The organism is Nonomuraea angiospora (genome assembly GCF_014873145.1).
In the GTDB taxonomy this organism is placed as follows: Bacteria; Actinomycetota; Actinomycetes; order Streptosporangiales; family Streptosporangiaceae; genus Nonomuraea; species Nonomuraea angiospora.
The window spans coordinates 8,953,223-8,976,120 of record NZ_JADBEK010000001.1; the positions used below are offsets into that span (position 1 = coordinate 8,953,223).

Below are 22,898 nucleotides of genomic sequence, written 5' to 3' on the forward strand. Positions count from 1 at the left end.
TCGCATGCCCAAGATCAAGGTGGAGGGTCCGGTCGTCGAGCTTGACGGCGACGAGATGACCCGGATCATCTGGCAGTTCATCAAGGACCAGCTGATCCTTCCCTACCTCGACGTCGACCTGAAGTACTACGACCTCGGCATCCAGTACCGGGACGAGACGGACGACCAGGTCACCATCGACGCCGCGAACGCCATCAAGAAGTACGGCGTCGGTGTGAAATGCGCCACCATCACCCCGGACGAGGCGCGCGTCGAGGAGTTCGGTCTCAAGAAGATGTGGAAGTCCCCCAACGGGACCATCCGCAACATCCTCGGCGGCGTGATCTTCCGCGAGCCGATCATCATGTCGAACGTGCCGCGTCTGGTCCCCGGCTGGACCAAGCCGATCGTCGTCGGCCGTCACGCGTTCGGTGACCAGTACCGCGCCACGGACCTGAAGATCCCCGGCGAGGGCACGCTGACCCTGACCTACACGCCGAAGGACGGCTCCGAGCCGATCGAGCTCGACGTGTACGACTTCCCCGGCAGCGGCGTCGCGCTGGCGATGTACAACCTGGACGAGTCGATCCGCGACTTCGCCCGCGCGTCGATGCGCTACGGCCTGGCCCGCAACTACCCGGTCTACCTGTCGACGAAGAACACGATCCTCAAGGCGTACGACGGCCGCTTCAAGGACATCTTCGCCGAGGTCTACGAGAGCGAGTTCAAGGCCGACTTCGAGCAGGCCGGTCTCACGTACGAGCACCGCCTCATCGACGACATGGTCGCCGCGGCGATGAAGTGGGAGGGCGGCTACGTCTGGGCCGCGAAGAACTACGACGGCGACGTGCAGTCCGACACGGTGGCCCAGGGCTTCGGCTCCCTCGGCCTGATGACCTCGGTCCTGATGACCCCCGACGGCAGGACCGTCGAGGCCGAGGCCGCGCACGGCACCGTGACTCGCCACTACCGCGAGCACCAGAAGGGCAACCCCACCTCCACCAACCCCATCGCCTCGATCTTCGCGTGGACGCGCGGCCTGGCCCACCGGGGCAAGCTCGACAACACCCCCGCCGTGACCGACTTCGCCAACAGGCTGGAGGAGGTCTGCATCGAGACCGTCGAGGGCGGCCAGATGACCAAGGACCTGGCGCTCCTGGTCGGCGGCGACGCCAAGTGGCTCACCACCCAGGACTTCCTGGCGGCGCTGGACGAGAACCTCAAGAAGAAGATGGCAGTTTGACCGTTTCGGCGTAAAGGGCCGCCCGAGGGCGGCCCTTTCGCGTGTCCGCTTCCCAGACCATCTCTTGACGGTGACGCGGCGTGGCGTAGTTGATCAGCTGGGTAAGAGCCCTCTCGTAACAGTCGTGCGCGTCTCGGGGGGTTCGGATGCGACTGCGTATTTTCAGTGGAGTGGGGCTGTTGGCCGCCGCCGCCCTCCTGAGCGGCTGCGACTCGCAGCCCGCCACCGTCAAGATGGCCGACACCAAGGTCGACGCCGCCGCCAAGCTCAAGGCGGCCCAGGCCGCCAGGGTCAAGCGCGCCGCCGAGGTCAAGGCGAACGAACTGGGGCAGATCCCGGTGCTGATGTTCCACCGGGTGATCGACAAGCCGGGCTCGACGGACGACCGGACGCCGCAGCAGTTCCGCGCGGATCTGGAGCGGCTGGCCAGGGAGGGGTACGTGCCGATCACCGCCGCCGAGATGGTGGCCGGGAAGATCGACATTCCGGCGGGCAAGCACCCGGTGGTGCTGACCTTCGACGACTCCTCGCCGTCACAGCTGACGCTCAACGAGGTGGGCGTCCCCGCCCCGAACACCGCCGTCGCCATCCTCAAGGACGTGGCGGCCAAGAACCCGGGCTTCCCGGCGAAGGCCACCTTCTACGTGACCCGCGACATGTTCGGCAAGACCGTACGCGAGGAGCAGGCCCAGATGCTGGGCTGGCTCAAGGACAACGGCTTCGAGATCGGCAACCACACCCGCGACCACATCAACCTGCGCGGACGCTCGCACAAGGAGGTCGACGAGCAGATCAGCTCGATCGCCGAGCAGATCGCCTCCCTCTCCGGCGTCCACCCCACCACGATCGCCCTGCCGTACGGCAACCAGCCGAGCAACAAGGACTGGTCCATGCACGGCAAGTCCTACAACCACCTGGGCGCGTTCCTAGCCGGTTACACGCCCGCGCCGGCGCCGTTCAGCAAGGCGTTCGAACCGCCGGGGATCCCGCGGATCAAGGTCATGGAGAAGAAGGGCGACTGCAAGCAGTTCTGCTCGGAGGCGTGGCTGGACTGGCTCAAGAACAACCCGGACATGCGCTACACCTCGGACGGGGACGTGCGGACCGTGGCGTACCCGAAGTTCAAGAACCCGTACCTGCGCAAGACCTTCACCAAGTGGGGCCTGCCCTACTGACGGACCTTCCCGAGGACCACTCCCAGCTCGGCGGGCCGCAGGAGCTGGTCGGCCACGTCACTCATGCGTACGTCGAGTGGCCGCGCCGCCCCGGTGGCGAGGTCCACGACGTGGTGCGCGCTCTCGTCACGGGGACCGGAGGTCCGCACGACGACGGCGTCCTCGCCGTCCCAGCGCAGGACGGTCCGCGCCTGCCGGCCCGCCGGCAGCCGCGGCGCGACGGTGCGCGCCGGCCTGCCGGTTGAGGTGTCGGTGAGCACCATGCCGTGCCCGGCGACGCCGTCCGGCGTGACCTCGCGGGCGAGCGTGGCCGTCGTGCGCCCGGACGGCGACGGCACGGCGCTCGCCGCCAGGTTGCCGGGCAACGTGAAGCGTCCGACCACCTTGCCCTTGGGCGACCAGACGGTGAGCGGAAAAGGACCGTTCGATCGTGCTGAAGGCGACTCCGCAGGAGAGGGCGGCGCAGATCAGCCAGGTCGCGGCGAGCGGCGGCGGGACCAGCCGTATTTCCGGCGAGCGCCGAATTACGCTCCGTGGGTGGCCGAATGCGATTTCGCCGGCCATGATCCCCAGGAGCCAGCCGGCCGGCACGAAGTAAGGAGCCAGAAACAATGAGCCGGATGACGCGCTGAAAGCCCCCGTGGCCAGTCCCGCGCCCGTGCCCATCCAGCGGTATCGCCGCGTCACCTGGAGATATCGCAGTATGTGAGGGCTGTTGAACGCGGTGATGTCCACCATTTGGCGGTGTCCGAATCGGTCCGCTTCCACGCGGTGCGGAGGTGAGTTGGCGGCCGCGGCGGCCACCGGTGTCACCAGTAACAGAAACACCAGGAAAACGGTCAGCAACAAGAGTCGTCTTCCCCGCGTGCGGAAAAGTAGCAGAATGCGGAATCGCCAAAAAGGGGCTCGAGTGATTTCCGATGAAGTCTGGGTGCGCCTGGATCCGCGCGCGGGCACGGTGCGCCGGATCGCCTGCGGACGCTGGCTCCTGGCGCGGCTCGCGGTGCTCGTCGCAGGGTCCACCTGGACGAGCGGGGCGATCGTCCCCCGCCTGTCGCACGACGCGAGCGGTGGCTCCAGCAGGACGTCCCAGGATGAGGCCGGTCGGCGGCGTGTCGAGGTGCAGATCGCACTGGAGGTCCAACGAAGGGAGACGGAGCAGTGGAGGGGGCGCACCACTGCCGAGGCCCTGACACACCTCCTCGATCGAGTCCGCTTGCCGCGTCACCGCTTTCTGACGAAGGAGATGCCCGCCGCGCGCAGGCGGTCGATGAGGGGCAGGCCCATGGCCGAGGCCGTCGTGAGCTGGCCGGCGCGGTCGGGGAGGTCGTCGAAGGCGAGGCAGAGGGCCGACTCCGCGAACATCCTGGCCGTCGCGCCGTAGCCCGGGTCGCCGCCCGCGACCTCCGTGACCACGCGCTCGCCCCCGCCCTCGCCCAGGAACGTGACCTTGAACCAGTTCCGGGCGCGGCGCTCGGCCGACGGGCCCTCGCCGGGCTTCAGCCGGTCCTGGATCCAGCCGCGTACGGGCGGGAGCTGGGCGAGCGCGGCGAAGGCGCCGGCGGCCGTCACGGTGGCCAGGGCCTCGGGGAGGGTGCGGACGGCGTAGTGCTGGCGGTAGGTGAAGTCGGGGCCGTAGCGGTCGAGGAGGCGGGCCGAGTAGCCGACGACGAACGGGTCGAGGCTCGGCATCGGGAGCGCCCAGCCGCCCACGTAGCGCACGCCGCCGGGCAGCGAGCTCACCCTGCGGCCGGCGGGCCGGGGCTCGGCGGAGCGGCGCTGCGTGCCCTGCTGGACCGCCTGGCGGGCGCGGCCGAGGATGGACATCATCGTGGCCAGGGTGCCGCCCGACGGGGTCATCCTCGCCCGCAGGAAGCCGCTCACCCTGAGCGGGACGCCCTCGGGGAGGTGGGTGACGGTGTGGAGCACGCCCAGGTCGTACGGGATGGAGTCGAAGCCGCAGGCGTGCACCAGCTTGGCGCCGTTCCTGGCCGCCCGGTCGTGGTAGCGCACGTAGACCAGGTCCACGAACTCGGGCTCGCCCGTCAGGTCCAGGTAGTGCGTGCCGGCCTCGGCGCACGCGGCCACCAGCGGCTCCCCGTACGCCACGTAGGGGCCGACCGTCGTGGCCAGGACGCGCGTCCGGCGGGCCAGCGCGGCCACCGAGGCGGGGTCCGTGGCGTCGGCGAGCAGGATCGGTACGTCGAGCCCCAGCCGCTCCAGCTTGGCGCGGTCGCGCCCGGCCAGCGCCCAGCGCGTGCCGGGTCCGGCGGCCTGCGACAGGTAGGCGGCCGTGAGCGCGCCGGTGAAGCCGCTCGCTCCGAAAAGTACGATGTCGTAGGGGCGCTCCATGATCCAGAGCCTTCCCTCGACGGCCCGCACGCGCAACTCCACACCGGTAAAACCGTGACGTCACGAACGCTTAACGGATCCCTGAGGAGTTGCTGAACGTCGTAAAGTTTGCGTCGATGGGGTTAGCACACGTGGGGATGACGAATGCCGCAAATCTCGCCGTTGGTCGCCGGCGATCCCACCCAGCTGGGGTCCTTCCGGCTGTCCGGACGGATCGGGGAAGGCGGTCAGGGCATCGTTTACCTGGGCGTCAACGACGACGGGGAGCAGGCGGCGATCAAGCTGCTGCACGTCAAGTTCACCGGTGACACGATCGCGAGGTCGCGTTTCGCCAGGGAGCTGAAGGCGGCCAAGCGGGTGGCGTCGTTCTGTACGGCCAGGGTGATGGAGGCCGATCTCGACGGCAACACGCCGTACATCGCCAGCGAGTACATCGACGGCCGGGCGCTCAGGGACATCATCGAGACCGACGGGCCCCTCAGCGGCACGGTGCTCGACCGGCTGGCCATCGGCACGGCGACCGCGCTCACCGCGATCCACCACGCCTCGATCGTCCACCGGGACTTCAAGCCCGACAACGTGCTGATCGCCGCCGACGGGCCGCGCGTGGTGGACTTCGGCATCGCCCGGATCATCGACTCCACCGGCACGATCACCAGCCGGGCCATCGGCACCCCCGCCTACATGGCGCCCGAGCAGATCGCGGGCGACGACGTCGGGCCCTACACGGACGTGTTCTCCTGGGGCGCCACCATCGCGTTCGCGGCCACGGGGAAGCCCGCGTTCGAGGGCAAGTCCATCGCCGTGGTGCTCAACCGGATCCTCAACCACGAGGTCGACGTCGGCATGATGCCGGAGCCGCTGCAGGGCGTGGTGCGCTCCGCGCTGTCCAAGTCCCCGGCCGACCGGCCGTCCGCCGACCAGATCCTGCTGCGGCTGCTCGGGCAGCCGTCCACGGTGGGGGCGTCCACGGCGGTGCTCACCCGGGGCGTGCAGGTGGCCAGCGACGACACGACGCCGTTCAGCAGGGTGTCGGCGGGGTCGATCACGGACCTGCCGCGGCCGAAACCCACGACGGCGCCGTCCGCGACGACACCGCCCCCCACGGCGGCGTCCCCCGCGACGCTGCCGCCCACGACGATGCCCCCCGCGACGACGCCGCCCACGGCGCCGTCCGCGACGGCGTCACCCGCGACGACGGTGCCGCCGGAGGGGGGCGGGGCGCCGTACCCGCTGACTGATCCCTCCCCGCCCGGGCGCTCGCGCCGCGCGAGGGTGTGGATCGCGGTGGGCACCGCCGTCGTCCTGCTCGCCTCCGCCGCCATCGCGCTCGCGATGAACGGCGGCTGGCCGCTGGCGTTCCGGGAGGGGCCCGAGCCCACGGAGACCGTCGGGCAGAAGACTCCCTCGACCGCGTTCGCCACGGTGGTCGACAAAGTGGCGCAGACCGGGAAGATCGTGATCGGCGTCAAGGGCGACCTGCCCGGCATCGCGCTGCAGAACGGTGACGACTTCCAGGGCTTCGACATCGAGGTCGCCAAGCGCATCGCCGCCGAGTTAGGAGCCAAGGACACCGCGCTGGTCAAGGTCAGCAGGGGCGACCGGGACGACGCGCTGGCCGAGGGCAGCGTCGACCTGGTGGTGGCCACCTACTCCGTCGACAATTCCGAGACCCAGTTCGCGGGGCCGTACTATGTGGCGCACCACGACGTCCTCGTGCGCGCGGGCAGCGGCATCGACTCCGTGGACGACCTGGAGGGCAAGAAGCTCTGCGCGCCCGACAGCCCGTCCGTCCGCGAGGTGCAGGAGAAGGTGAAGGTCGAGCCGGTCTCGGCCGGCGACTACGCCGTCTGCATGCAGCTGCTCAGGGACGGCAAGGTGGACGCGGTCCCCGGCGACGACCTGATCCTGGCCGGGTTCGCCGCCCGCGAGAACATGCGCTACAAGATCCTCGGCGCCAAGTTCAACAACGAGCGGTACGCCGTCGGCATCAAGAACGGCGACGTGAAGACCTGCAAGGCGGTCAAGGCGGTCATCGCCGACCTCTATAGCACGGGCTTCATGAAGCAGCTTCTGAGCAAGTACTTCGCCAAGGTCGAATTCGATCCGGAGCAGAAGGTGCCCGCGATGGAAACCTGCGGATGACGAGCAGGTAGCATCCCAAAGTCAACCAATATCCTGCGAGTGAGGGGAAGGCCATGGCGTCGTCAGCCAACGGGCCGGTCAAGGTAACCGTCACCGGAGCGGCCGGTCAGATCGGCTACGCACTGCTGTTCCGCATCGCCTCGGGGCAGCTGCTCGGCGCCGACGTCCCGGTCAAGCTCAGCCTGCTGGAGATCCCGGCGGCGGTGAAGGCGGCCGAGGGCACCGCGATGGAGCTCGACGACTGCGCGTTCCCGCTGCTGTCCGGCATCGAGATCACCGACGACCCCAACGTCGCCTTCGCCGGCGCCAACGTCGCGCTGCTGGTCGGCGCCATGCCGCGCAAGGCCGGCATGGAGCGCGGCGACCTGCTCGGCGCCAACGGCGGCATCTTCGGCCCCCAGGGCAAGGCGATCAACGACCACGCCGCCGACGACATCAAGGTCCTGGTCGTGGGCAACCCGGCCAACACCAACGCGCTCATCGCCCAGCAGAACGCGCCCGACGTGCCCGCCGACCGCTTCACCGCGATGACCCGGCTCGACCACAACCGCGCGCTGTCCCAGCTGGCCGCCAAGCTCCAGGTGCCGGTCACCGAGATCAAGAAGATGACGATCTGGGGCAACCACTCCGCGACGCAGTACCCCGACCTGTTCCACGCCGAGGTGGGCGGCAAGATCGCGGCCGAGCAGGTCGACGGCGAGTGGCTGCGCGAGACGTTCATCCCGACGGTGGCCAAGCGCGGCGCCGCCATCATCGAGGCCCGCGGCGCCTCCTCGGCCGCCTCGGCCGCCAACGCGGCGATCGACCACGTCTACGACTGGGTCAACGGCGCCGAGTGGACCTCCGCGGCCGTCGTCTCCGACGGCTCCTACGGCGTTCCCGAGGGGCTCATCTCGTCGTTCCCCGTGCGTGCGGCCAACGGCAAGTTCGAGATCATCCAGGGTCTCGAGATCGACGCGTTCTCCCGCGACCGGATCGACGCCAGCGTGCGCGAGCTGGAGGAGGAGCGCGACGCGGTCAAGGAGCTCGGCCTCATCTGACGACCGGCCCGGCCCCCCGCCTCGCGCGGGGGGCTTCAGGGCGGACAGGGCACGGGCTGCACGGCGGGGACGGCCGGCGGGGTGGCGAAGATCACGCCCGCGGCGGCCAGAAGGCTACCCGTCACGATGAGGACACCGAAGAGCAGCTTCGTGACCCTTGGTGAAAAGTTCCTCACATTTCGATATCACAGCACATTTTGCGGCGCCGTATCACGCGTTTGCGGAAAGCGCCTCCCACGCGTCGGAGACGATGTCGCGCAGCGCGGGCCGTTCGGCCTTCCAGCCGAGCTCGCGCTGGATCCTGGCGGACGAGGCGACCAGCACGGCGGGATCGCCGGGGCGCCGGTCCCCGACCACGGCCGGGATCTCGTGCCCGGTGACCTCGCGGCAGACCGAGATCACCTCCTGCACGGAGAAGCCGGTGCCGCTGCCCAGGTTGTAGATCTTGTGCTCGCCCGGCGTGACGGCCTCCAGCGCCAGCAGATGCGCCCGCGACAGGTCGGACACGTGGACGTAGTCGCGCACGCAGGTGCCGTCGGGCGTCGGGTAGTCGGTGCCGAAGACGCTCACGGACTCGCGCTCGCCGGTCGCGACCTTCAGGACGTTCGGGATGAGGTGGGTCTCGATCGTGTGCCGCTCGCGGTAGCGGCCATAGGCGCCGGCCACGTTGAAGTAGCGCAGGCTCACCGCGCCCAGCCCGCGGATCCCCGCGAACGCGCTCAGCGCGGTGTCGACGGCCAGCTTGGAGGCGCCGTAGGGGTTGGTCGGGCGCGTGGGGTCGTCCTCCTCGATGGGGGAGCGCTCGGGCTCCCCGTACGTGGCCGCGGTCGAGGAGAACACGATCCTGCTCACCCCCTTGTCCCGCATGGCGTCGAGCAGGGCCAGCGTGCCGCCGAGGTTGTGGGCCCAGTAGAGGCCCGGCTTCTCCACCGACTCGCCCACCAGTGACTTGGCCGCGAAGTGCAGGACCGCGTCCATGCCGTCGAGCACGTCGTGTGCCTCGGTGATGCTTTTTTGGACAAATCGGGCACCTTCCGGCACTGCGTCCTGATGCCCGGTTGACAGGTCGTCGAGTACGGTCACCTCGTGCCCTGCCTCGACGAGCTGCGCCGCCACGACACTGCCGACGTATCCGGCACCCCCGGTGACCAATAGCCTCATGTGTACTCCTGTTCAAATATGTTGGATTTTGTACGGCTCGCCGCCCAGCATACGCGCGAAGTCCGCCGAGTACGCTGCCAACCACCATGTTTGACACCCTCGCGGCCAACATCGCCCTGGTTCTGGTGTTCATCCTGATCGGGGGGTTCTTCGCCGCCGCCGAAATCGCCATGGTCTCCCTCCGGGAAAGCCAGGTCCGCAAGCTCTCCCAGCGCGGCCGCCGCGGCGAGCGGGTGGCCAAGCTCGCCCACGACCCCAACCGCTTCCTGTCCGCCGTACAGATCGGCGTCACCGTCGCCACCATGCTGTCGGCCGCGTTCGGGGCCGACCGGCTGGCCGCGCAGCTCGTGCCCGTGCTGGAGCGCTGGCAGGTGCCCCAGGCCGTCGCCCCCGTGCTCGGGCTCGTGCTGGTGACGCTGGCGATCTCGTACGTGTCGCTCGTGCTCGGCGAGCTGGCGCCCAAGCGCCTGGCGCTGCAGCGGGCCGAGGGGCTCTCCCTGTACGTGGCGCCGTTCCTCGACCGGATCGCGTCCCTGTCGCGGCCGATCATCTGGATGTTGTCGAAGTCCACCGACCTCGTGGTCCGGCTGCTCGGGGGCAATCCGGAGGCTGACCGCGAAGAGGTCACCACCGAGGAGCTGCGTGACATGGTGGTCGGGCACACCGACCTCACCGCCGACGAGCGCAAGCTGATCGGCGAGGTGTTCGCGGCCGGGAAACGGCAGCTCAGGGAGGTGATGCTGCCGCGTACCGAGGTCGAGTTCATGGACGCCGACACGCCGCTGGACGCGGCGGCCCGGCTCGCGGCGGGGCTGCCGCACTCGCGCTTCCCCGTCTATCGGGAGACGTACGACGAGGTCATCGGGTTCGTACACGTACGGGACCTGCTGGACCCCGAGCTCAACGGGCGGACCGAGCCGATCAGCGCGGTGGTGCCGATCCGGCCGGCCAAGTTCGTGCCCGCCTCCAAGCGGCTGCTCAGCACGCTGAACGAGATGCGCGACGAGGGCCAGCACCTGGCGATCGTGGTGGACGAGTACGGCGGCACGGCGGGCATCGTGACCCTGGAGGATCTGGTCGAGGAGTTGATCGGGGACATCCGGGACGAGTACGACGAGGAGGAGGACATCGTGATCCTGCCCGCCGGCGAGAGCGAGATCGACGGCCTCACGAACCTCAACGACTTCGCCACCGAGACCGGCATCCGGCTGCCGGACGGTCCTTATGAGACCCTTGCCGGATTTGTAATGGCAATGCTGGGGCATGTGCCGGTTGTAGGGGAAAAGGTGGAAATATCGGGTTTTGAGATGACTGTCACAGAGTTGGACGGACGCCGTATCGCGAGGGTGAGAGTGAAACGCGGCCCAGCGGCCGAGTCGCCGCCCGAGCAAGATTCCTGACACAATTGCGTGCTATGGCCAGACCTCGTGTACTCTCCGGCATCCAGCCCACAGCGGACTCCTTCCACCTGGGCAACTACCTGGGTGCCGTCCGGCAGTGGGTCGCTCTGCAGGAGACCCACGACGCCTTCTACTGCGTGGTCGATCTCCACGCGATCACCGTGCCGACCGAGCCCGCCGCGCTGCGCCGCCGCACCCGCGTCGCCGCCGCCCAGCTCTTCGCCGCGGGCCTCGACCCGGAGCGGTCCACGATCTTCGTGCAGTCGCACGTGCGCGAGCACACCGAGCTCGCCTGGATCCTGATCTGCCTCACCGGCATGGGCGAGGCGGGGCGGATGACCCAGTTCAAGGACAAGTCGGCCAAGTTCGGGGAGAGCGCGGCCAGCGTCGGCCTGTTCACCTACCCGATCCTCCAGGCCGCCGACATCCTGCTCTACCAGGCCAACCGGGTCCCGGTGGGCGCCGACCAGAAGCAGCACCTGGAGCTCACCCGCGACCTGGGCCAGCGCTTCAACCACCGCTTCGGCGACACCTTCACGCTGCCCGAGCCGTACATCCTCAAGGAGGTCGAGAAGATCACCGACCTCCAGGACCCCACGGCGAAGATGTCGAAGTCCTCCTCGAGCCCCGCCGGCATCCTCGACGTCCTCGAGCAGCCCGGCCCGCTGCGCAAGAAGGTCATGCGCGCGGTCACGGACACGGGCTCGGAGGTCCTGTTCGACGAGGAGAACAAGCCGGGCATCTCCAACCTGCTCCGCATCCAGTCGGCCCTGACCGGCACCCCCATCCCTGACCTCGTGGCCCGCTACGAGGGGCAGGGCTACGGCACGTTCAAGAAGGACGTGGCGGAGGCGGTGGCGGACACGTTCACGCCCATCAGGGAGCGCACGGAGAAGCTGCTGTCGGACGAGGCCGAGCTCGACCGCCTCCTCGCCATCGGCGCCGAGCGCGCGGCGGCGGTGGCCAGGCAGACGATGGCCGAGGTCCGCGACAAGGTCGGCTTCCTCCCCACGCCGTAGGTCACGCGGCGCCACCCACCCGTTGCCCGGTTACCGGGTGGGCCCGCTGGAGCCCGCCCCGGGCCAAAGGTCTTCGCCGGGAGCGCTTCGCGCTCGACCAGCCGAAAGCTGGATCGATGGCCGTGTGGAGGATCAGCAAGCGGCCGAGGAGATCGGCGGCCAGCGGCTGGGTCGTGATGGTCCGGCGTAGGTCCGGCTGAAGCGCCGCGTATTTTCGGGCCGCTCCGACCGGCTCACGGACGTCTTCGGCATCGGTGTTGGGAGGCGAGTCCGGTGAACACCCGCGCAGCGCGAGCGAACAGGTCTCTTGTGGCCTCCTCGTAACCGCCATCCACGGTCGGCCGAAGGACGAAGTACTGGCCTCCCTCGGAGGCGAGTTCGTATTCGCCGCAACAGGAGGTCTGGCGCACTCGGAGTTGTGGGCTGTGAGGGATGTGCGGGTTCCAGCGGTGCATGGTGCATCAGTTCTGTGGCGTGGCGGCGGACGCCGGAGGTATGGACACCGCCGCAGGGCTCGGTCGGGCGTCAGGGGCGCGCCAAAAGACGTCATTTCGGAGGCCGCGTCAGTTCGGTGGCGGCAGAAGAGTAACCCCGCCCGACCCGGACGGGTGGGGCCAGCAGCACCCCGGAGGACTGTCGGGGATCTTGTGGCGCGGCGATGAGACCGGTCGAAGGGAAGCACCGCCGCGCCGGCTCATAGTGTCTGGGCTCTGACCCATAGAGTCCGTTGGGATCTCTTCTTGCCGGGCCTATGAGGCCGAGAGACGGCTTCCTTACGCAAGGCCGGATCTTTGGCTTTAGGCTCCTCGGACCAGCATGCTCACCGTGGTGCGACGCGGGCCCGAGCGTATTGCAAGAAAGCCGTCTGCCAGGCCAGTGTTGCCGCGAGTGCAATGGCGTCCGGCTGCTGGACGGTCTGCAGCACCCCAGCTGCCACCATGTCGAGGCTGAGCTGCTGGCGCAGCCTTGCGGTCCACCACATCTGGCCGGACACATCACGCTCGCGTCCGATGTCCCATGCCGGATAGGTGTTTCTCAGGGTCGAAAGCTGGCGACCTGTCCAGTCCTGCAGGAGTGCCGCCTGCGCGACGACCTGGCGCATGTTCTGATGCGCCGGAGGAATGACGCCGTCCGGCTCGGTGTCCGTCATAGCATCAGCCATCCGGTCGCCTGCCTGCCGGTGCGGTAAAGACAAGCCATCACTATGTGGACCTCGATTCCTGATCGGGGCCTGGGATTCAAGCCTTGGCGGCCCGAGTCAACCTTAATGCCATTCCCGAAAGGCGGCAAGGTAGAGTTGGGGCTGACCTGAGTACGCTTTGATCCAGGCGCCACGTACGAATCGGACAGTGGCGTGCTGGTGGTCCTTTTCGTCTTGATGGAGGAGCACATGCCAGACACAGGCTGGGCCAGCGTCTCCACCCCTTACGTAAGGCCGCGGCGGCCCGGCGAAGCGGATGCCTGGACGGAGGAGGCGGCCGCGCATGGTCACGTCGGTACGAACCGTTTGCGCGGCGTGGAAGAGGCGAGCCCTCCCCGCGAAGTGGCAGAGGTGCTCGACCTCGGTCCCGAGGGGACGGCGGTCATCCGGCGGAGGCTGGTACTCCTCGACGGCCGGCCGACGGAATTGGCCGACTCCTATTATCCGGCGTCGATCGCCCGTGGCACGCGGCTGGCCGAAGAGCGCAAGATTCCAGGCGGGGCCCTCACCGCGCTGGCCGAACTCGGTCACCGGCCCCATACGGCTGAGGAGTCGGTAACGGCCCGTCCTTCGACCAAGCCTGAACAGGATGCGCTTGATATCCAGCCGGAAGACTGGGTGATGGTCCTCACTAGAGTGTTGCGCACGGACACTGGAATGCCGATCGAGGCCACCGTCATGACGATGGTCGCCGACGGGCGTGAGCTTCGCTACAGAATGATCATTAACGAGGAGATCTGACACTTGGCAAGGCGCCCGGACCCACGTCCTCGTCATCAGCAGATCGCTGCGGAGCTGCGAGCCGAGATCATGTCCGGCGCGCTGAAGCCGGGCGAGCGACTTCCTTCGACACCCCACCTGGTTGCGCGTTTCGAGGCGGCCAACGCGACGATTCAACGCGCCCTTCAATCACTGAAGGACGAGGGATTCGTACGCGGCCATGCTGGCAAAGGGGTGTTCGTCCGAGAGGGACGGCAATTCGTTGTCGAAGCCACCACGTACAAGTCTCCGGGCCCGCGTGGCTACAGTTACGAACTGCTCGACGTCGGCGAGGTGGAGCCGCCCAACGATGTCGCCGCGGCATTCGCGATGTCTCCCGGTGGCGGCGTCATCATGCGTCATCGGCTGCTGCTGCATGACGGCGAGCCCGTTGAGCTCTCGTGGTCGTACTATCCCGTGGACATCGCCGCTGGGAGCCCTCTGGCAAGCCGCAAGAAGATCCGCGGTGGCGCGCCACAGGTCCTGGCGGACCTTGGGTTTCCTGAGCGGTATTTCGATGATCGCATCTCTGTCCGGCAACCCACCGTGAACGAAGTAGAGGGCCTGGACCTGCCGGCCGATGTACCGGTTTTCCGGCAATTCCGGGTCGTCTACAGCGACTTCCAGCGACCGGTGGAGATTTCGATCCTGATCAAAGGCGGGCACCTCTATGAGCTCTCGTACCACCAGGTCGCCGGCCAATAGTCGACAGCGGGGTGGCTCGTACGTGTACGAGCCACCCCTCATCAAGTGATCAACGGAAGGAGAGCATCCAGCCCGGTGTGCCGGGCAGCGGAGTGACGGGCTCCCTGAACGTCCGGACCTCGGCGGGCGGGACGGCCGGGCAGCGGGCCCCCGGCGCCGGGAGGGTCCGCGAGATCAGGTACGCGTCGGCGGCCTCCGTGGCGCAGGCTCCGCGTCCGTAGACGATGTGGCCCCAGCCCTCGTACGTGAGCAGCCGGCCCGACCGGCCCAGCTGCTGGGTCGTGCTGAGCGCCCACGGGTAGACGGTGGCCGGGTCGTGCAGGGAATTGAGGACCAGCAGCGGGGTGCCCGTACGCACCTTCAGCCGGTGCTGCGGGTTGGGGATCGGGTCCGGTTGGCCGAGGCACGAGACGACCGGGCCGATCGCCAGCGGGCTGTAACGCATGTCGGGCGCGATCTTCGCCAGGCGGCGCAGGTGCTTGCTGAACTCGCGGTAGTCGCGTACGGGCAGCCGGAAGTCCAGGCAGAAGATCTGGAACGGGTTGGGGCTGACCTCCTGCGCCTGAGTCCGGCCGATCGCCAGAGGCAGCGCGTCCGCGCGCGGTGTCCGCCCGGACTCAAGGTCGGTGATCAGCTGGGAGAGCGGCAGCCAGTTGGCCGGATCGTAGAAGGCGCCCGAAGCGGAGCTGATGAGCTGGAAGGCGGTCAGCCGCGTGTCCGGGTCACCCGGCATGGGGAGTTCGCCGCGGTCGGCCCGGTCCAGCAGCCCCCGCCAGATCGACCTGAGGTCCTTTCCATGCTGGAGGCAGCGGTTGTCGCGTTCGCACCAGGCCACGAACTCGTTGAAGGCGTCCTGCGCGCCCCAGGTCTCCGTGTCCATGAAGCCCTGCGTGCCCAGGCTGTGGTCCATCGTGCTGTCGAGCACGAAGGCGCGGACCCGCGACGGGTAGCGCTCGGCGTACAACTGGCCGAGGAGGGTGCCGTAGGAGCCGCCCCAGTAGGTCAGCTTGTCCTCGCCGAGCGCGGCGCGGAAGGCGTCGAGGTCGGCCGCGGTGCTGAGCGAGTCGACGTGGTCGAACAGCGGGCCGGTACGCGCCCGGCAGTCGGCCCGCAGGCGGTCGTTGAAGGCCAGCATCCTGTCGAAGTCGGCCTGGCTCTTCATGAGCGGGTCCGGGGCCTGAGTCATCAGGTCCGTGGAACAGACCACGGGGTGGCTGCGGTTGGTGCCCCGCGGGTCGAGGCCCACGATGTCGAAGCGGCGCAGGATCTCGGGGCTGAGCATTTCCGGGCTGCCGAGGACCAGCCCCACCCCCGATCCGCCGGGGCCGCCCGCTCCCAGCACGAGCGCGCCGACCCTGGCGGCGGGATCGGTGGCCTTGCGGCGGGCGACACCCACCTCGAACGTGCCGTTCGACGGCCGGCTCCAGTCGATGGGCACGGTGAGCGTCCCGCATTCGACGGCCGGCTCCTCCGGGCACGGCACCCACGAGATCGTGTCCCGTGGCTGCGCGGCCTGCGTGGTGGCGGTCGCGCCGGGTGTGATTAAGGAGATCGAGGCGATGAGTCCGATCAACAATGCGCTGAGTCTTCGCATGTTCTGATCTTCGACGGCCGCCGGACAGGTGTGAATCGGGCGGAAGTATGGATCGGCGGCTCCTTCGCGAGGACTACGGCACTGGACCTTTGGTCCTAGAGGTCGCCGTCCGGCCCCGCCCGCCCCGGCGCCACCACAGCCGGGTGTCCGAGGGCCTGGGCAAGAAGGGCGATGAGAATGTACGGCAAGGCCCTGTCGTCGTCGCCGTGGCCGCCCCCCGGAGCGGTCCTCGCCAGGCGGCGACCGTCAGGGGCGTCAGGGCTTCAGGACGCGGTAGCGCAGGTGGGTCACCGCCGCGGCCCCCGTGACGGGTTTCCCCTCCTGGACCAGCTCGGCCCGCTCCCCGCCGAACAGCGGCGTGCCCGCCCCCATCAGCAAGGGGACGAGGTGGAGCCATACCTCGTCCAGCAGGCCCGCCCCGAGCAACTGCCGGGCGACGTCCGCACCCAGCACCAGGACGTCCTTGTCCCCGGCGGCGTCCTTGGCGCGTCGGACCGCGGCCTCCAGCCCGTCGAAGGCGAACGTCCCGCCGTTGTCGCCGAGGAGGTCCTCCCTGGTGCGGTGGGTGACCACGAAGCTCGGGACGCCGGGCCATGGTGTGCCGCCCCACGGGACCAGGCCGAGGTCGAAGGTGCGCCGTCCGATGACGGCGGCTCCTGCCGCCGCGTCCACCTGCCGGCGGATGCCGAGGTCGACCTCGCTGTCCGGTCCTTCCCCGGCCATCCACTCGTGCAGCCGTTCGCCGCCGTCCCCCATGGGCTCCTCCTTCCGGACGTTCGCTCCCGCCGTGAACCCGTCCAGGGACATCGACACATCCAGCACTACCTTGCCCATCGCGAGCCTTCCTTCGATCCAGCGGCGCCGCCGTCCGGCGCCGTCACGAGAAGGTCGGAGCCGACCCGGCCGTCTTGACACCACGAGCACCCCAGCGCGGTGTCGTGCTACTCGGGGTCGGTCGCGTCCGCCACGGTGATCTCAGAAGCTGCTGCCGGTGTGCGGAGAGTCCGGCGGACGGCGTCGCGGAGCCAGCGGTGGGCTCCGTCGGCTGTGTGCCGGGGGTGCCAGGCCATGCCGATGGTCAGCGGTGGCAGTGCCAGGGGGATGTCGAGGAGGCGCAGTCCGAGGGCGCCGGCGTCGTGGGTGAGGGGCGAGGGGGCGGCGCCGGGAAGCGCGGCAGGTACGAGGCAGACGACGTCGCTGCGGGCGGCGAGGGTCATCGCGGCCAGGTGGCTGGGCAGGACGACGCTGACCCGCCGGTGGAGGTTCTGCTCGGCCAGGGCGGTGTCGAGGGGGCCGGTGAACCGGCCGCGGCGGCTGACCGCGACGTGTTGGGCGGCAGCAAGCCGGGCCGGGGTCAGCGGTCCTTCGGTGAGCGGATGGCCGGGCCGGACGGCCGCCACCATTCGGAGGCTGACCAGCTCTTCGACCTGGGTTTCCGGGTCCACGTGGTCGATGGATCCGATCTCCAGGTCGATCCGGCCGTCGCGCAGGGCGGGTCCGGCCTCCAGCTCTTCGGCCCGGATCCGGAACGAGACCCCCGGCGCCTCCCGCTGGGCCAGTCGCAGCAGTCCGGGGGCCAGTGCCGCGCCGACCAGGTCGGCGGCTTGCAGGGTGAAGGTGCTGCGGAGGCCGGCGGGGTCGACGCTCGCGCCGGGGCTGAGCAGCGCTCCGAGGCTGCGTACCACTGCGGCGGCCTCCTCGCGCAGGGCCTGGGCGCGTGGGGTGGGAACCATGGTCTGTCCGGCCCGGACCAGGAGGGGGTCCTGGAGGATGCGGCGCAGACGGGCGAGGGTGCGGCTCATGGCGGCGGGCGAGGTGTGCAGACGTGCGGCGGCGCGGGTCACGCTGTGCTCGGCCAGCAGAGCATCCAGCGCGATGGCGAGATTGGCGTCGATGACCGGATCCGGGCTGCTCACCAGCATTATTCCATTTCAGTCAATGATTCCGTGCCGAAGTTCCCATTGTGGCAGCACGAAGATTCTCAGCACGATAAAGGGCGTACCGGACCGGCACGACCTGCGAGGTTTTCATGATCGTCATTACCGCTCCCACCGGGAACATCGGCCGTCACCTGCTCTCCCGGCTCCTGGAGGCCGCCCCCGCCGCGGGCGAGGAACTGCGCGTGATCGTGCGCGATCCCGCCCGGCTTCCGGACGCGGCGCGCGGACGCGTCGAGGTGGTCACCGGCTCGCACGCGGAAGCCGAGGTCCTCGACCGGGCCTTCGAGGGCGCGGACGCCGTCTTCTGGCTCGTCCCGCCGGACGCCTCCCTGACCCCGCAGGACGCCTTCAGCGGTTTCACCCGCCCCGCCGCCAAGGCGCTCGCCGCCCACGGCGTCGGTCATGTCGTCGGCGTCTCCGCGCTCGGCCGCGGCACCCCGCTCGCCGACCGGGCCGGGCTCGTCACCGCCTCCCTCGCCATGGACGACCTCATCGCCGGCACCGGCGTCGCCTACCGGGCCCTGGCCAGCCCGTCCTTTTTCGAGAACCTCCTGGAGGAGTCCGACTCGATCCGCGAGAAGGGCGTCTTCACCGACACCGTCGACGCCGACCGCAAGGCCCCCTTGGTCGCCGTCGCCGACCTCGCGGCCGCCGCCGCCGGCCTGCTGCTGGACCGCTCGTGGACCGGCACCGGCAGCGTCCCGGTCCTCGGGCCGCAGGACCTTTCCCCCAACGACCTCGCCCGCATCATGACCGAACAGCTCGGCCGCCCCGTCCGCTACGAGCGCCAGCCGCTCGACGAGCTGTACACCACCCTCGTCGGGTACGGCCTCAACGAGGCATTCGTCCAGGGCCTCGTCGACATGAAGCGGGCCAAGGACGAGGGTCTCGACGCCGGTGTCGCCCGTACCCCGGACACGACCTCCCCCACCAGCTTCGAGCAGTGGTGCGCCCAGACCCTCAAGCCCGCCGTCCTCTCCTGAAGTCCGGCACCCAGAAGCCGGCGAACCAAGACCACCTGCCACCTTGGAGGCCCCTGATGCCCGCTGAGCAGACCGAACCGCCGGTCACGGCGTTCATGCTGGTCAAGACCACACCCGAGTGGCTCGCCCTGAGCGTCCAGGAACGCGTGGACGCCTTCACCACCCAGGTCCTGCCGGCCATCGAGGCCAGGACCACCGGCGTCCGGTCACGCTTCTACGACACGGAGTTCTACTCCGCGCGCGTCACCGACGTCTGGGTGTGGGAAGCCGAAGACCACCACGCCTACCAGCTCCTCGTCGACGCACTGCGCGAAACCCCGTTCTGGGACCGCTACTTCGAGGTCGTCGACCTCCTCGTCGGCACCGAGAACGGCTACGCCCGAACCTACGGCCTCGAACCCGTCGCCACCATCAGCACCTGACCCACCGCCCCCACCCATCCAGAGTGCTCGGCGCGGGCGACTCGGCCCCCCGAGCGGTAAGCCCCGCCAGGCGGCTGTCGCAAGCGCCCCTGAGGTGTCAGGGTCGCCGAGTCCCCGCCGGGGGCTGACGTTCCCCGGTCAGTCCCTGCGGGTGCCCCGGTGCAGGCGGAGCAGGGCGCGCAGGGCCGCGAGGCTGGGGCGGGTGAGGCGGGTGTCCCCGTGGGTGGCGGTCCAGCCTGAGCGATCCCGCTGGAACGACCACCCGGGGAACTCCCGCGTCGCCTCCTGAAGCAGTCGTTCCATGACGAACTCGGCACTCGGCGCTATGGTCATGAACGCAGAGTGTCACCCGCACCCCGTTCCGTGACGAACTCGGGCCACAGAACTCCCCGTTCGTCCGGCCCGAACTCTCAGTTCGCGATGCCGTGGCGCTCGGCCAGGTAGCGGACCTCCGGCGCCCACGACGGCCGCGCGCGCCGCGCCAGGGACCGCACCATCTCCCTGAGCAGCAGCTTGTGATCCAGCTCCTCCGGGCATTCGCGCTCGATCCGCAGGAGATGCAGCAGGCTGGCGGCGTCGTCGCCCACGTCCTCGCAGGCGCGGGCGACCTGGCTGAGGTGGGTGGCGCGCCGCTCGATGGACGGGGTGCGCCGCAGGTCGATGTCGTCGGCGATCTGCAGCACCGCCTCCGGGCGCCCCACGTCGTTCTCGATGCTGGCCATGTGGATGGCGACGTTGGTCGGCCCGAAGAAGGCCAGGTCGTAGACGTCGGCCCCGTCTTCGACGCGCTGCGCGAGCCGCGCCGCGGGCCCGCGGACGATCTCCCTGGCCTCGTCGTCGTCGCCCCCGCGCGCCGCGCCGATCGCGGTCAGCAGGTGCAGCGCGCCGAGCGCCTTCACGTGGCGGTCGTCGCCGTCGGCGACGTGGGGCTCCAGCATCTCGATGCCGCGCCGGCCGACGTCGTACGCGATCTGGTGCATGTCGTCCGACAACATCGACTGCCCCAGACTCCAGTACGCCCACGCCCGGATCAGCGGATCCCCCGACTCCTCGGCGAACCGCATGGCCCGGTCGGCGGCCAGATGCGCGAGATCGACCCGCCGCAGGTGCTTGAGCACGCCCCTGGCCAGCATGTACGCGTCGGACGCGACGCTGTGGGCCTGCGGCGTGTCCTCGAGCGCGAGGTTCTCGGCGTCGGAGATCAGGGACGGCAGGGACGCCATCAGGATCGAGTAGCGGTGCGCCGAGGTGAACCAGGCGTTGCGGGCCGAGGCCACCCGTTCGGAGAGCTGGTCGGCGTCGGGCGGCTCGATGTCGGGCTCCAGCGAGCGCCACGTGAACAACGCCCGCTCGATGTCGCTGATCTGCGGCCGGCTGGGTTCGTGCGAGTCGCGCGGGGTCTCCCCCAAGAGCACGGCGGTGCGTACGCCCAGCACTTTGGCGATCTCCCGCAGCAGGGGGAGCGAGGGGGTTCGCTTGCCGTGCTCGATCAGCTCGATGTGTCTCGGGGTGCAGCCGGACTGGGTCGCCAGCGCGGTGGTGCTCATGCCCCTTCGTTCGCGCTGCAGCCTGATCATCTGCCCGGTGGCTATTTCGGACATGGACGTGCGGCCTCCTGGGTGGGTCCCGACATCCCACAGGCTAGGGCTCCAGGAGATCGCCTGTCCTGGATTCAGCCCTGCTCAGAGGAGCTGCCGGAGCGCCCGTGATGCTCCAGGAGGCGGGTCAGCAGACCTGACAATTGCTCACGTTCCGGCTGGCTCAAAGGGGCGAACAGCTCGTCCTGAAGGCTCGCGATGAGCGTGTGCAGCCGCCGTACCTGCTGGGTGCCCTCGGGGGTGATGGTGATGACGTTGCGGCGGCGGTCGGCGGGGTCGGGGGCGCGCTCGACGAAGCCGCGCTCCGCGAGCTCGTTGATGACGGCGACCATGTCGCTGCGGTAGATGCCGGTGCGCCTGCTCAGCTCGGCCTGGCTCACCGGGCCAGACTCGCGGAGCGCGACGAGCGCCGCGTAGTGCCACTTGCGGGCGTCGACGGCGGCCAGGCCCTCGTTCACCAGCCGGTCGGCGTGCATCGCGACCAGCGACAGCGTCCGGCTGGGCAGGAGCCGCAGCGCTGCGGGGGTGGCCCTGAGGTCGTCCGTCATGCTTCCGATCATAGCCCCTTGCGTTAGTGGCACTAACGATGTACGTTCGTTAGTGCCATAAACGTTAGTCGCACTTACGAAACCGAAATGAGAACCGTCATGCCGACGATCGACGTGCTCGACTCGACCATGTACTTCGAGGACTCCGGCGCTTCCGGCCTGCCCATCGTGTTCCTGCACGGGAATCCCGCCTCGTCGCACGCGTGGCGGAAGGTGCTGCCGGGGCTGGACGGCCGCCTGCTCGCCCCCGACCTGATCGGCATGGGGCGCTCGGGGAAGCCGGACATTCCCTACCGGTTCGGTGACCACGCCCGTTACCTCGACGCGTGGTTCGACGCGCTCGGGCTGGACGAGGTGGTGCTCGTCGGGCACGACTGGGGTGGCGCGCTGGCGTTCGACTGGGCCGCCCGCCACCCGGAGCGGGTCCGGGGGGTGGCCTTCATGGAGTCCATCGTCCGCACGATGAGCTGGAGCGACCTGGGTGAGGCCCCGCGGGCCCGCGCCGAGACGCTGCGGAGCGCCCAGGGGGAGGCGCTGGCGCTCGACCAGAACTTCCTCGTGGAGACGGCGTTCTCGGGCGGCGTGCTGACGAGCCTGAGCGAGGAGGAGAAGGAGCCGTACCGGGCGCCGTACCCCACCAGGGAGAGCCGGCGGCCGCTGCTGGAGTGGGCGCGGTCCCTGCCGCTGGACGGCGAGCCCGCCGACGTGGCCGAGCGGGTCGAGGGTTACGGGAAGTGGCTCGGGGCCAGCGCTGACGTGCCCAAGCTGCTGCTGACCTTCGACTCCTCCCCGACGCTGCTGATCGGGCCGGAGGTGGCCGCCTGGTGCGCCGCGAACATGGCCGCCCTGGAGGTCGAGCACTGCGGCCCGGCCGGCCATCACGTCACCGAGGACCGCCCCGAGGCCATCGCCGCCGCGATCGCCGGTTGGGCGGCCCGCCACGGGCTGCGGGAGAGCGCCTCATAGCGGGGAGTCGGCGGTGGCGGCGGCCGACGCGAGGTCGGTGGTGGCGGGGGAGGCCGACGTGGGGTCGGCGGTGGCGGGGGAGGCCGACGTGGGGTCGGCGGTGGCGGACGCGGGGTCAGCGGTAGCGGCGGCGGCCGACGCGGGAGAGGACCCCGCGCAGCGCGTCGGCCGCCTCGCGCACGACCTCGTCCGGGATCCCGCCCGCCACCTCCTCGTGCGCCCGCCCCGAGGCCACCAGCGCGGCCTCCGCCATGCGCTGTCCCTCCTCCGTGAGCTGCACCCAGCGGCTGCGCGCGTCGCCCGCGTTGGCCTCGCGCTCGACGTATCCCGCCGCCGCCAGTCGCTGCAGCACGTTGCTGATCCCGCCTGACGTCAGGAACAGCGCCTTCGACAGCTCGCTCGGCTTCATCCGGTACGCCGGCGCCCGGCTCAGCGCGGCCAGCACGTCGAACTCGGCGTACGTCAGCCCCAGCTCGGCCAGCTCGGCCTTGATCACCTTGTCGAACATCAGGTGGAGCCGCGCCGCCCGCTTGCTGAGCTCCAGGGCGGCGATGAGGGACGGCGACAGGCCCGCGTCCTTCCAGCGGGGGACCAGCGCGTCGACCTCATCGTGGTTCACGCCATCGAGGATACCTGTCGCAATATTGCTTTCAAAAAAGCTTCTCATT

22 protein-coding genes are annotated in these 22,898 nt (G+C 69.5%); 11 read left to right on the plus strand and 11 right to left on the minus strand.

The genetic code is table 11. The annotated features are described in order from the left end of the window. The first annotated feature begins 4 nt into the window (after positions 1–4). Together H4W80_RS41360 and H4W80_RS41365 are read left to right on the plus strand one after the other, a co-directional pair. A complete protein-coding gene (locus H4W80_RS41360; protein WP_192790027.1) occupies positions 5–1,222 on the plus strand; it encodes an NADP-dependent isocitrate dehydrogenase in 1,218 nt (405 codons plus the stop codon). 170 nt (positions 1,223–1,392) lie between these two features. Next, complete coding sequence (locus H4W80_RS41365) at positions 1,393–2,397, plus strand: polysaccharide deacetylase family protein (RefSeq protein ID WP_318787292.1); 1,005 nt, start codon at positions 1,393–1,395, stop codon at positions 2,395–2,397. Here H4W80_RS41365 and H4W80_RS41370 read toward each other — a convergent pair. After that, positions 2,391–2,780, minus strand: a complete 390-nt coding sequence (locus tag H4W80_RS41370) for a hypothetical protein (RefSeq protein WP_192790028.1) — start codon at positions 2,778–2,780, stop codon at positions 2,391–2,393. The genes H4W80_RS41365 and H4W80_RS41370 overlap by 7 nt on opposite strands. Before the next feature lie 841 nt (positions 2,781–3,621). Beyond that, positions 3,622–4,749, minus strand: coding sequence for a saccharopine dehydrogenase family protein (locus H4W80_RS41375; RefSeq protein ID WP_192794035.1), 1,128 nt, complete (start codon positions 4,747–4,749; stop codon positions 3,622–3,624). Positions 4,750–4,893: 144 nt separating this feature from the next. Here H4W80_RS41375 and H4W80_RS41380 point away from each other — a divergent pair, with 144 nt between their 5' ends. Together H4W80_RS41380 and H4W80_RS41385 are read left to right on the plus strand one after the other, a co-directional pair. Beyond that, complete coding sequence (locus H4W80_RS41380; RefSeq protein WP_192790029.1) at positions 4,894–6,894, plus strand: serine/threonine-protein kinase; 2,001 nt, start codon at positions 4,894–4,896, stop codon at positions 6,892–6,894. Between the two features lie 53 nt (positions 6,895–6,947). After that, the gene (locus tag H4W80_RS41385) at positions 6,948–7,934 is read left to right on the plus strand and encodes a malate dehydrogenase (RefSeq protein WP_192790030.1); all 987 of its coding nucleotides are present in this window, start codon (positions 6,948–6,950) and stop codon (positions 7,932–7,934) included. 210 nt (positions 7,935–8,144) lie between these two features. On the opposite strand, the gene galE is transcribed toward H4W80_RS41385, so the two are convergent. Next, positions 8,145–9,095 carry a UDP-glucose 4-epimerase GalE gene (gene galE / locus H4W80_RS41390; protein WP_192790031.1) on the minus strand — a complete coding sequence of 317 codons (951 nt, stop codon included), beginning with the start codon at positions 9,093–9,095 and terminating at the stop codon, positions 8,145–8,147. A gap of 86 nt (positions 9,096–9,181) precedes the next feature. On the opposite strand from galE, the gene H4W80_RS41395 reads away from it, so the two are divergent. Both H4W80_RS41395 and trpS read left to right on the plus strand, forming a co-directional pair. Further along, positions 9,182–10,495, plus strand: a complete 1,314-nt coding sequence (locus H4W80_RS41395) for a hemolysin family protein (RefSeq protein ID WP_192790032.1) — start codon at positions 9,182–9,184, stop codon at positions 10,493–10,495. Positions 10,496–10,509: 14 nt separating this feature from the next. Continuing rightward, positions 10,510–11,514, plus strand: coding sequence for a tryptophan--tRNA ligase (gene trpS / locus H4W80_RS41400; protein ID WP_192790033.1), 1,005 nt, complete (start codon positions 10,510–10,512; stop codon positions 11,512–11,514). Positions 11,515–12,334: 820 nt separating this feature from the next. Here trpS and H4W80_RS41405 read toward each other — a convergent pair. Further along, entirely contained in the window at positions 12,335–12,664 is a 330-nt protein-coding gene (locus tag H4W80_RS41405) for a hypothetical protein (protein ID WP_192790034.1), read from the minus strand. A 204-nt stretch (positions 12,665–12,868) separates the two neighbouring features. Here H4W80_RS41405 and H4W80_RS41410 point away from each other — a divergent pair, with 204 nt between their 5' ends. Further along, complete coding sequence (locus tag H4W80_RS41410; protein ID WP_318787293.1) at positions 12,869–13,456, plus strand: GntR family transcriptional regulator; 588 nt, start codon at positions 12,869–12,871, stop codon at positions 13,454–13,456. A 3-nt stretch (positions 13,457–13,459) separates the two neighbouring features. Next, complete coding sequence (locus H4W80_RS41415) at positions 13,460–14,179, plus strand: GntR family transcriptional regulator (protein ID WP_192790035.1); 720 nt, start codon at positions 13,460–13,462, stop codon at positions 14,177–14,179. Positions 14,180–14,228: 49 nt separating this feature from the next. Here the strand turns inward: H4W80_RS41415 and H4W80_RS41420 are convergent, their stop codons facing one another. The 3 genes from H4W80_RS41420 to H4W80_RS41430 form a co-directional block, all read right to left on the minus strand. Next, positions 14,229–15,773, minus strand: coding sequence for an alpha/beta hydrolase (locus H4W80_RS41420; RefSeq protein ID WP_192790036.1), 1,545 nt, complete (start codon positions 15,771–15,773; stop codon positions 14,229–14,231). A 255-nt stretch (positions 15,774–16,028) separates the two neighbouring features. Beyond that, positions 16,029–16,607, minus strand: a complete 579-nt coding sequence (locus H4W80_RS41425; protein ID WP_192790037.1) for a dihydrofolate reductase family protein — start codon at positions 16,605–16,607, stop codon at positions 16,029–16,031. A gap of 107 nt (positions 16,608–16,714) precedes the next feature. Further along, positions 16,715–17,689 (minus strand): LysR family transcriptional regulator, encoded by a 975-nt coding sequence (locus H4W80_RS41430; protein ID WP_192790038.1) that lies wholly within the window; start codon positions 17,687–17,689, stop codon positions 16,715–16,717. A 113-nt stretch (positions 17,690–17,802) separates the two neighbouring features. Here H4W80_RS41430 and H4W80_RS41435 point away from each other — a divergent pair, with 113 nt between their 5' ends. Both H4W80_RS41435 and H4W80_RS41440 read left to right on the plus strand, forming a co-directional pair. After that, positions 17,803–18,696, plus strand: coding sequence for an NAD(P)H-binding protein (locus tag H4W80_RS41435; RefSeq protein ID WP_192790039.1), 894 nt, complete (start codon positions 17,803–17,805; stop codon positions 18,694–18,696). Between the two features lie 56 nt (positions 18,697–18,752). Continuing rightward, on the plus strand, positions 18,753–19,118 hold the full coding sequence (locus H4W80_RS41440; RefSeq protein WP_192790040.1) for a darcynin family protein: 366 nt from the start codon (positions 18,753–18,755) through the stop codon (positions 19,116–19,118). Positions 19,119–19,256: 138 nt separating this feature from the next. On the opposite strand, the gene H4W80_RS41445 is transcribed toward H4W80_RS41440, so the two are convergent. From H4W80_RS41445 to H4W80_RS41455, 3 genes are all read right to left on the minus strand, one after another. Beyond that, the gene (locus tag H4W80_RS41445; RefSeq protein ID WP_192790041.1) at positions 19,257–19,451 is read right to left on the minus strand and encodes a hypothetical protein; all 195 of its coding nucleotides are present in this window, start codon (positions 19,449–19,451) and stop codon (positions 19,257–19,259) included. A 77-nt stretch (positions 19,452–19,528) separates the two neighbouring features. Beyond that, positions 19,529–20,719 (minus strand): helix-turn-helix domain-containing protein, encoded by a 1,191-nt coding sequence (locus H4W80_RS41450; protein ID WP_192790042.1) that lies wholly within the window; start codon positions 20,717–20,719, stop codon positions 19,529–19,531. 71 nt (positions 20,720–20,790) lie between these two features. Continuing rightward, positions 20,791–21,264: a MarR family winged helix-turn-helix transcriptional regulator gene (locus H4W80_RS41455; protein WP_192790043.1), complete on the minus strand. Its 474-nt coding sequence runs from the start codon at positions 21,262–21,264 to the stop codon at positions 20,791–20,793. An 87-nt stretch (positions 21,265–21,351) separates the two neighbouring features. Between H4W80_RS41455 and H4W80_RS41460 the strand changes: the two genes are divergently transcribed. Further along, on the plus strand, positions 21,352–22,230 hold the full coding sequence (locus H4W80_RS41460; protein ID WP_192790044.1) for a haloalkane dehalogenase: 879 nt from the start codon (positions 21,352–21,354) through the stop codon (positions 22,228–22,230). A gap of 115 nt (positions 22,231–22,345) precedes the next feature. Here the strand turns inward: H4W80_RS41460 and H4W80_RS41465 are convergent, their stop codons facing one another. Further along, positions 22,346–22,849 (minus strand): MarR family winged helix-turn-helix transcriptional regulator, encoded by a 504-nt coding sequence (locus H4W80_RS41465; protein ID WP_192790045.1) that lies wholly within the window; start codon positions 22,847–22,849, stop codon positions 22,346–22,348. Between the last annotated feature and the right edge of the window lie 49 nt (positions 22,850–22,898).

What these genes read in the sequence shown, in the direction of transcription:
- H4W80_RS41360 (WP_192790027.1), top strand. Translation starts at nt 5, where the DNA reads ATGCCCAAGATCAAGGTGGAGGGTCCGGTCGTCGAGCTTGACGGCGAC.
- H4W80_RS41375 (WP_192794035.1), bottom strand. Translation starts at nt 4,749, where the DNA reads ATGGAGCGCCCCTACGACATCGTACTTTTCGGAGCGAGCGGCTTCACC.
- H4W80_RS41380 (WP_192790029.1), top strand. Translation starts at nt 4,894, where the DNA reads ATGCCGCAAATCTCGCCGTTGGTCGCCGGCGATCCCACCCAGCTGGGG.
- H4W80_RS41385 (WP_192790030.1), top strand. Translation starts at nt 6,948, where the DNA reads ATGGCGTCGTCAGCCAACGGGCCGGTCAAGGTAACCGTCACCGGAGCG.
- galE (WP_192790031.1), bottom strand. Translation starts at nt 9,095, where the DNA reads ATGAGGCTATTGGTCACCGGGGGTGCCGGATACGTCGGCAGTGTCGTG.
- H4W80_RS41395 (WP_192790032.1), top strand. Translation starts at nt 9,182, where the DNA reads ATGTTTGACACCCTCGCGGCCAACATCGCCCTGGTTCTGGTGTTCATC.
- trpS (WP_192790033.1), top strand. Translation starts at nt 10,510, where the DNA reads ATGGCCAGACCTCGTGTACTCTCCGGCATCCAGCCCACAGCGGACTCC.
- H4W80_RS41405 (WP_192790034.1), bottom strand. Translation starts at nt 12,664, where the DNA reads ATGACGGACACCGAGCCGGACGGCGTCATTCCTCCGGCGCATCAGAAC.
- H4W80_RS41420 (WP_192790036.1), bottom strand. Translation starts at nt 15,773, where the DNA reads ATGCGAAGACTCAGCGCATTGTTGATCGGACTCATCGCCTCGATCTCC.
- H4W80_RS41425 (WP_192790037.1), bottom strand. Translation starts at nt 16,607, where the DNA reads ATGGGCAAGGTAGTGCTGGATGTGTCGATGTCCCTGGACGGGTTCACG.
- H4W80_RS41435 (WP_192790039.1), top strand. Translation starts at nt 17,803, where the DNA reads ATGATCGTCATTACCGCTCCCACCGGGAACATCGGCCGTCACCTGCTC.
- H4W80_RS41440 (WP_192790040.1), top strand. Translation starts at nt 18,753, where the DNA reads ATGCCCGCTGAGCAGACCGAACCGCCGGTCACGGCGTTCATGCTGGTC.
- H4W80_RS41445 (WP_192790041.1), bottom strand. Translation starts at nt 19,451, where the DNA reads ATGACCATAGCGCCGAGTGCCGAGTTCGTCATGGAACGACTGCTTCAG.
- H4W80_RS41450 (WP_192790042.1), bottom strand. Translation starts at nt 20,719, where the DNA reads ATGTCCGAAATAGCCACCGGGCAGATGATCAGGCTGCAGCGCGAACGA.
- H4W80_RS41455 (WP_192790043.1), bottom strand. Translation starts at nt 21,264, where the DNA reads ATGACGGACGACCTCAGGGCCACCCCCGCAGCGCTGCGGCTCCTGCCC.
- H4W80_RS41460 (WP_192790044.1), top strand. Translation starts at nt 21,352, where the DNA reads ATGAGAACCGTCATGCCGACGATCGACGTGCTCGACTCGACCATGTAC.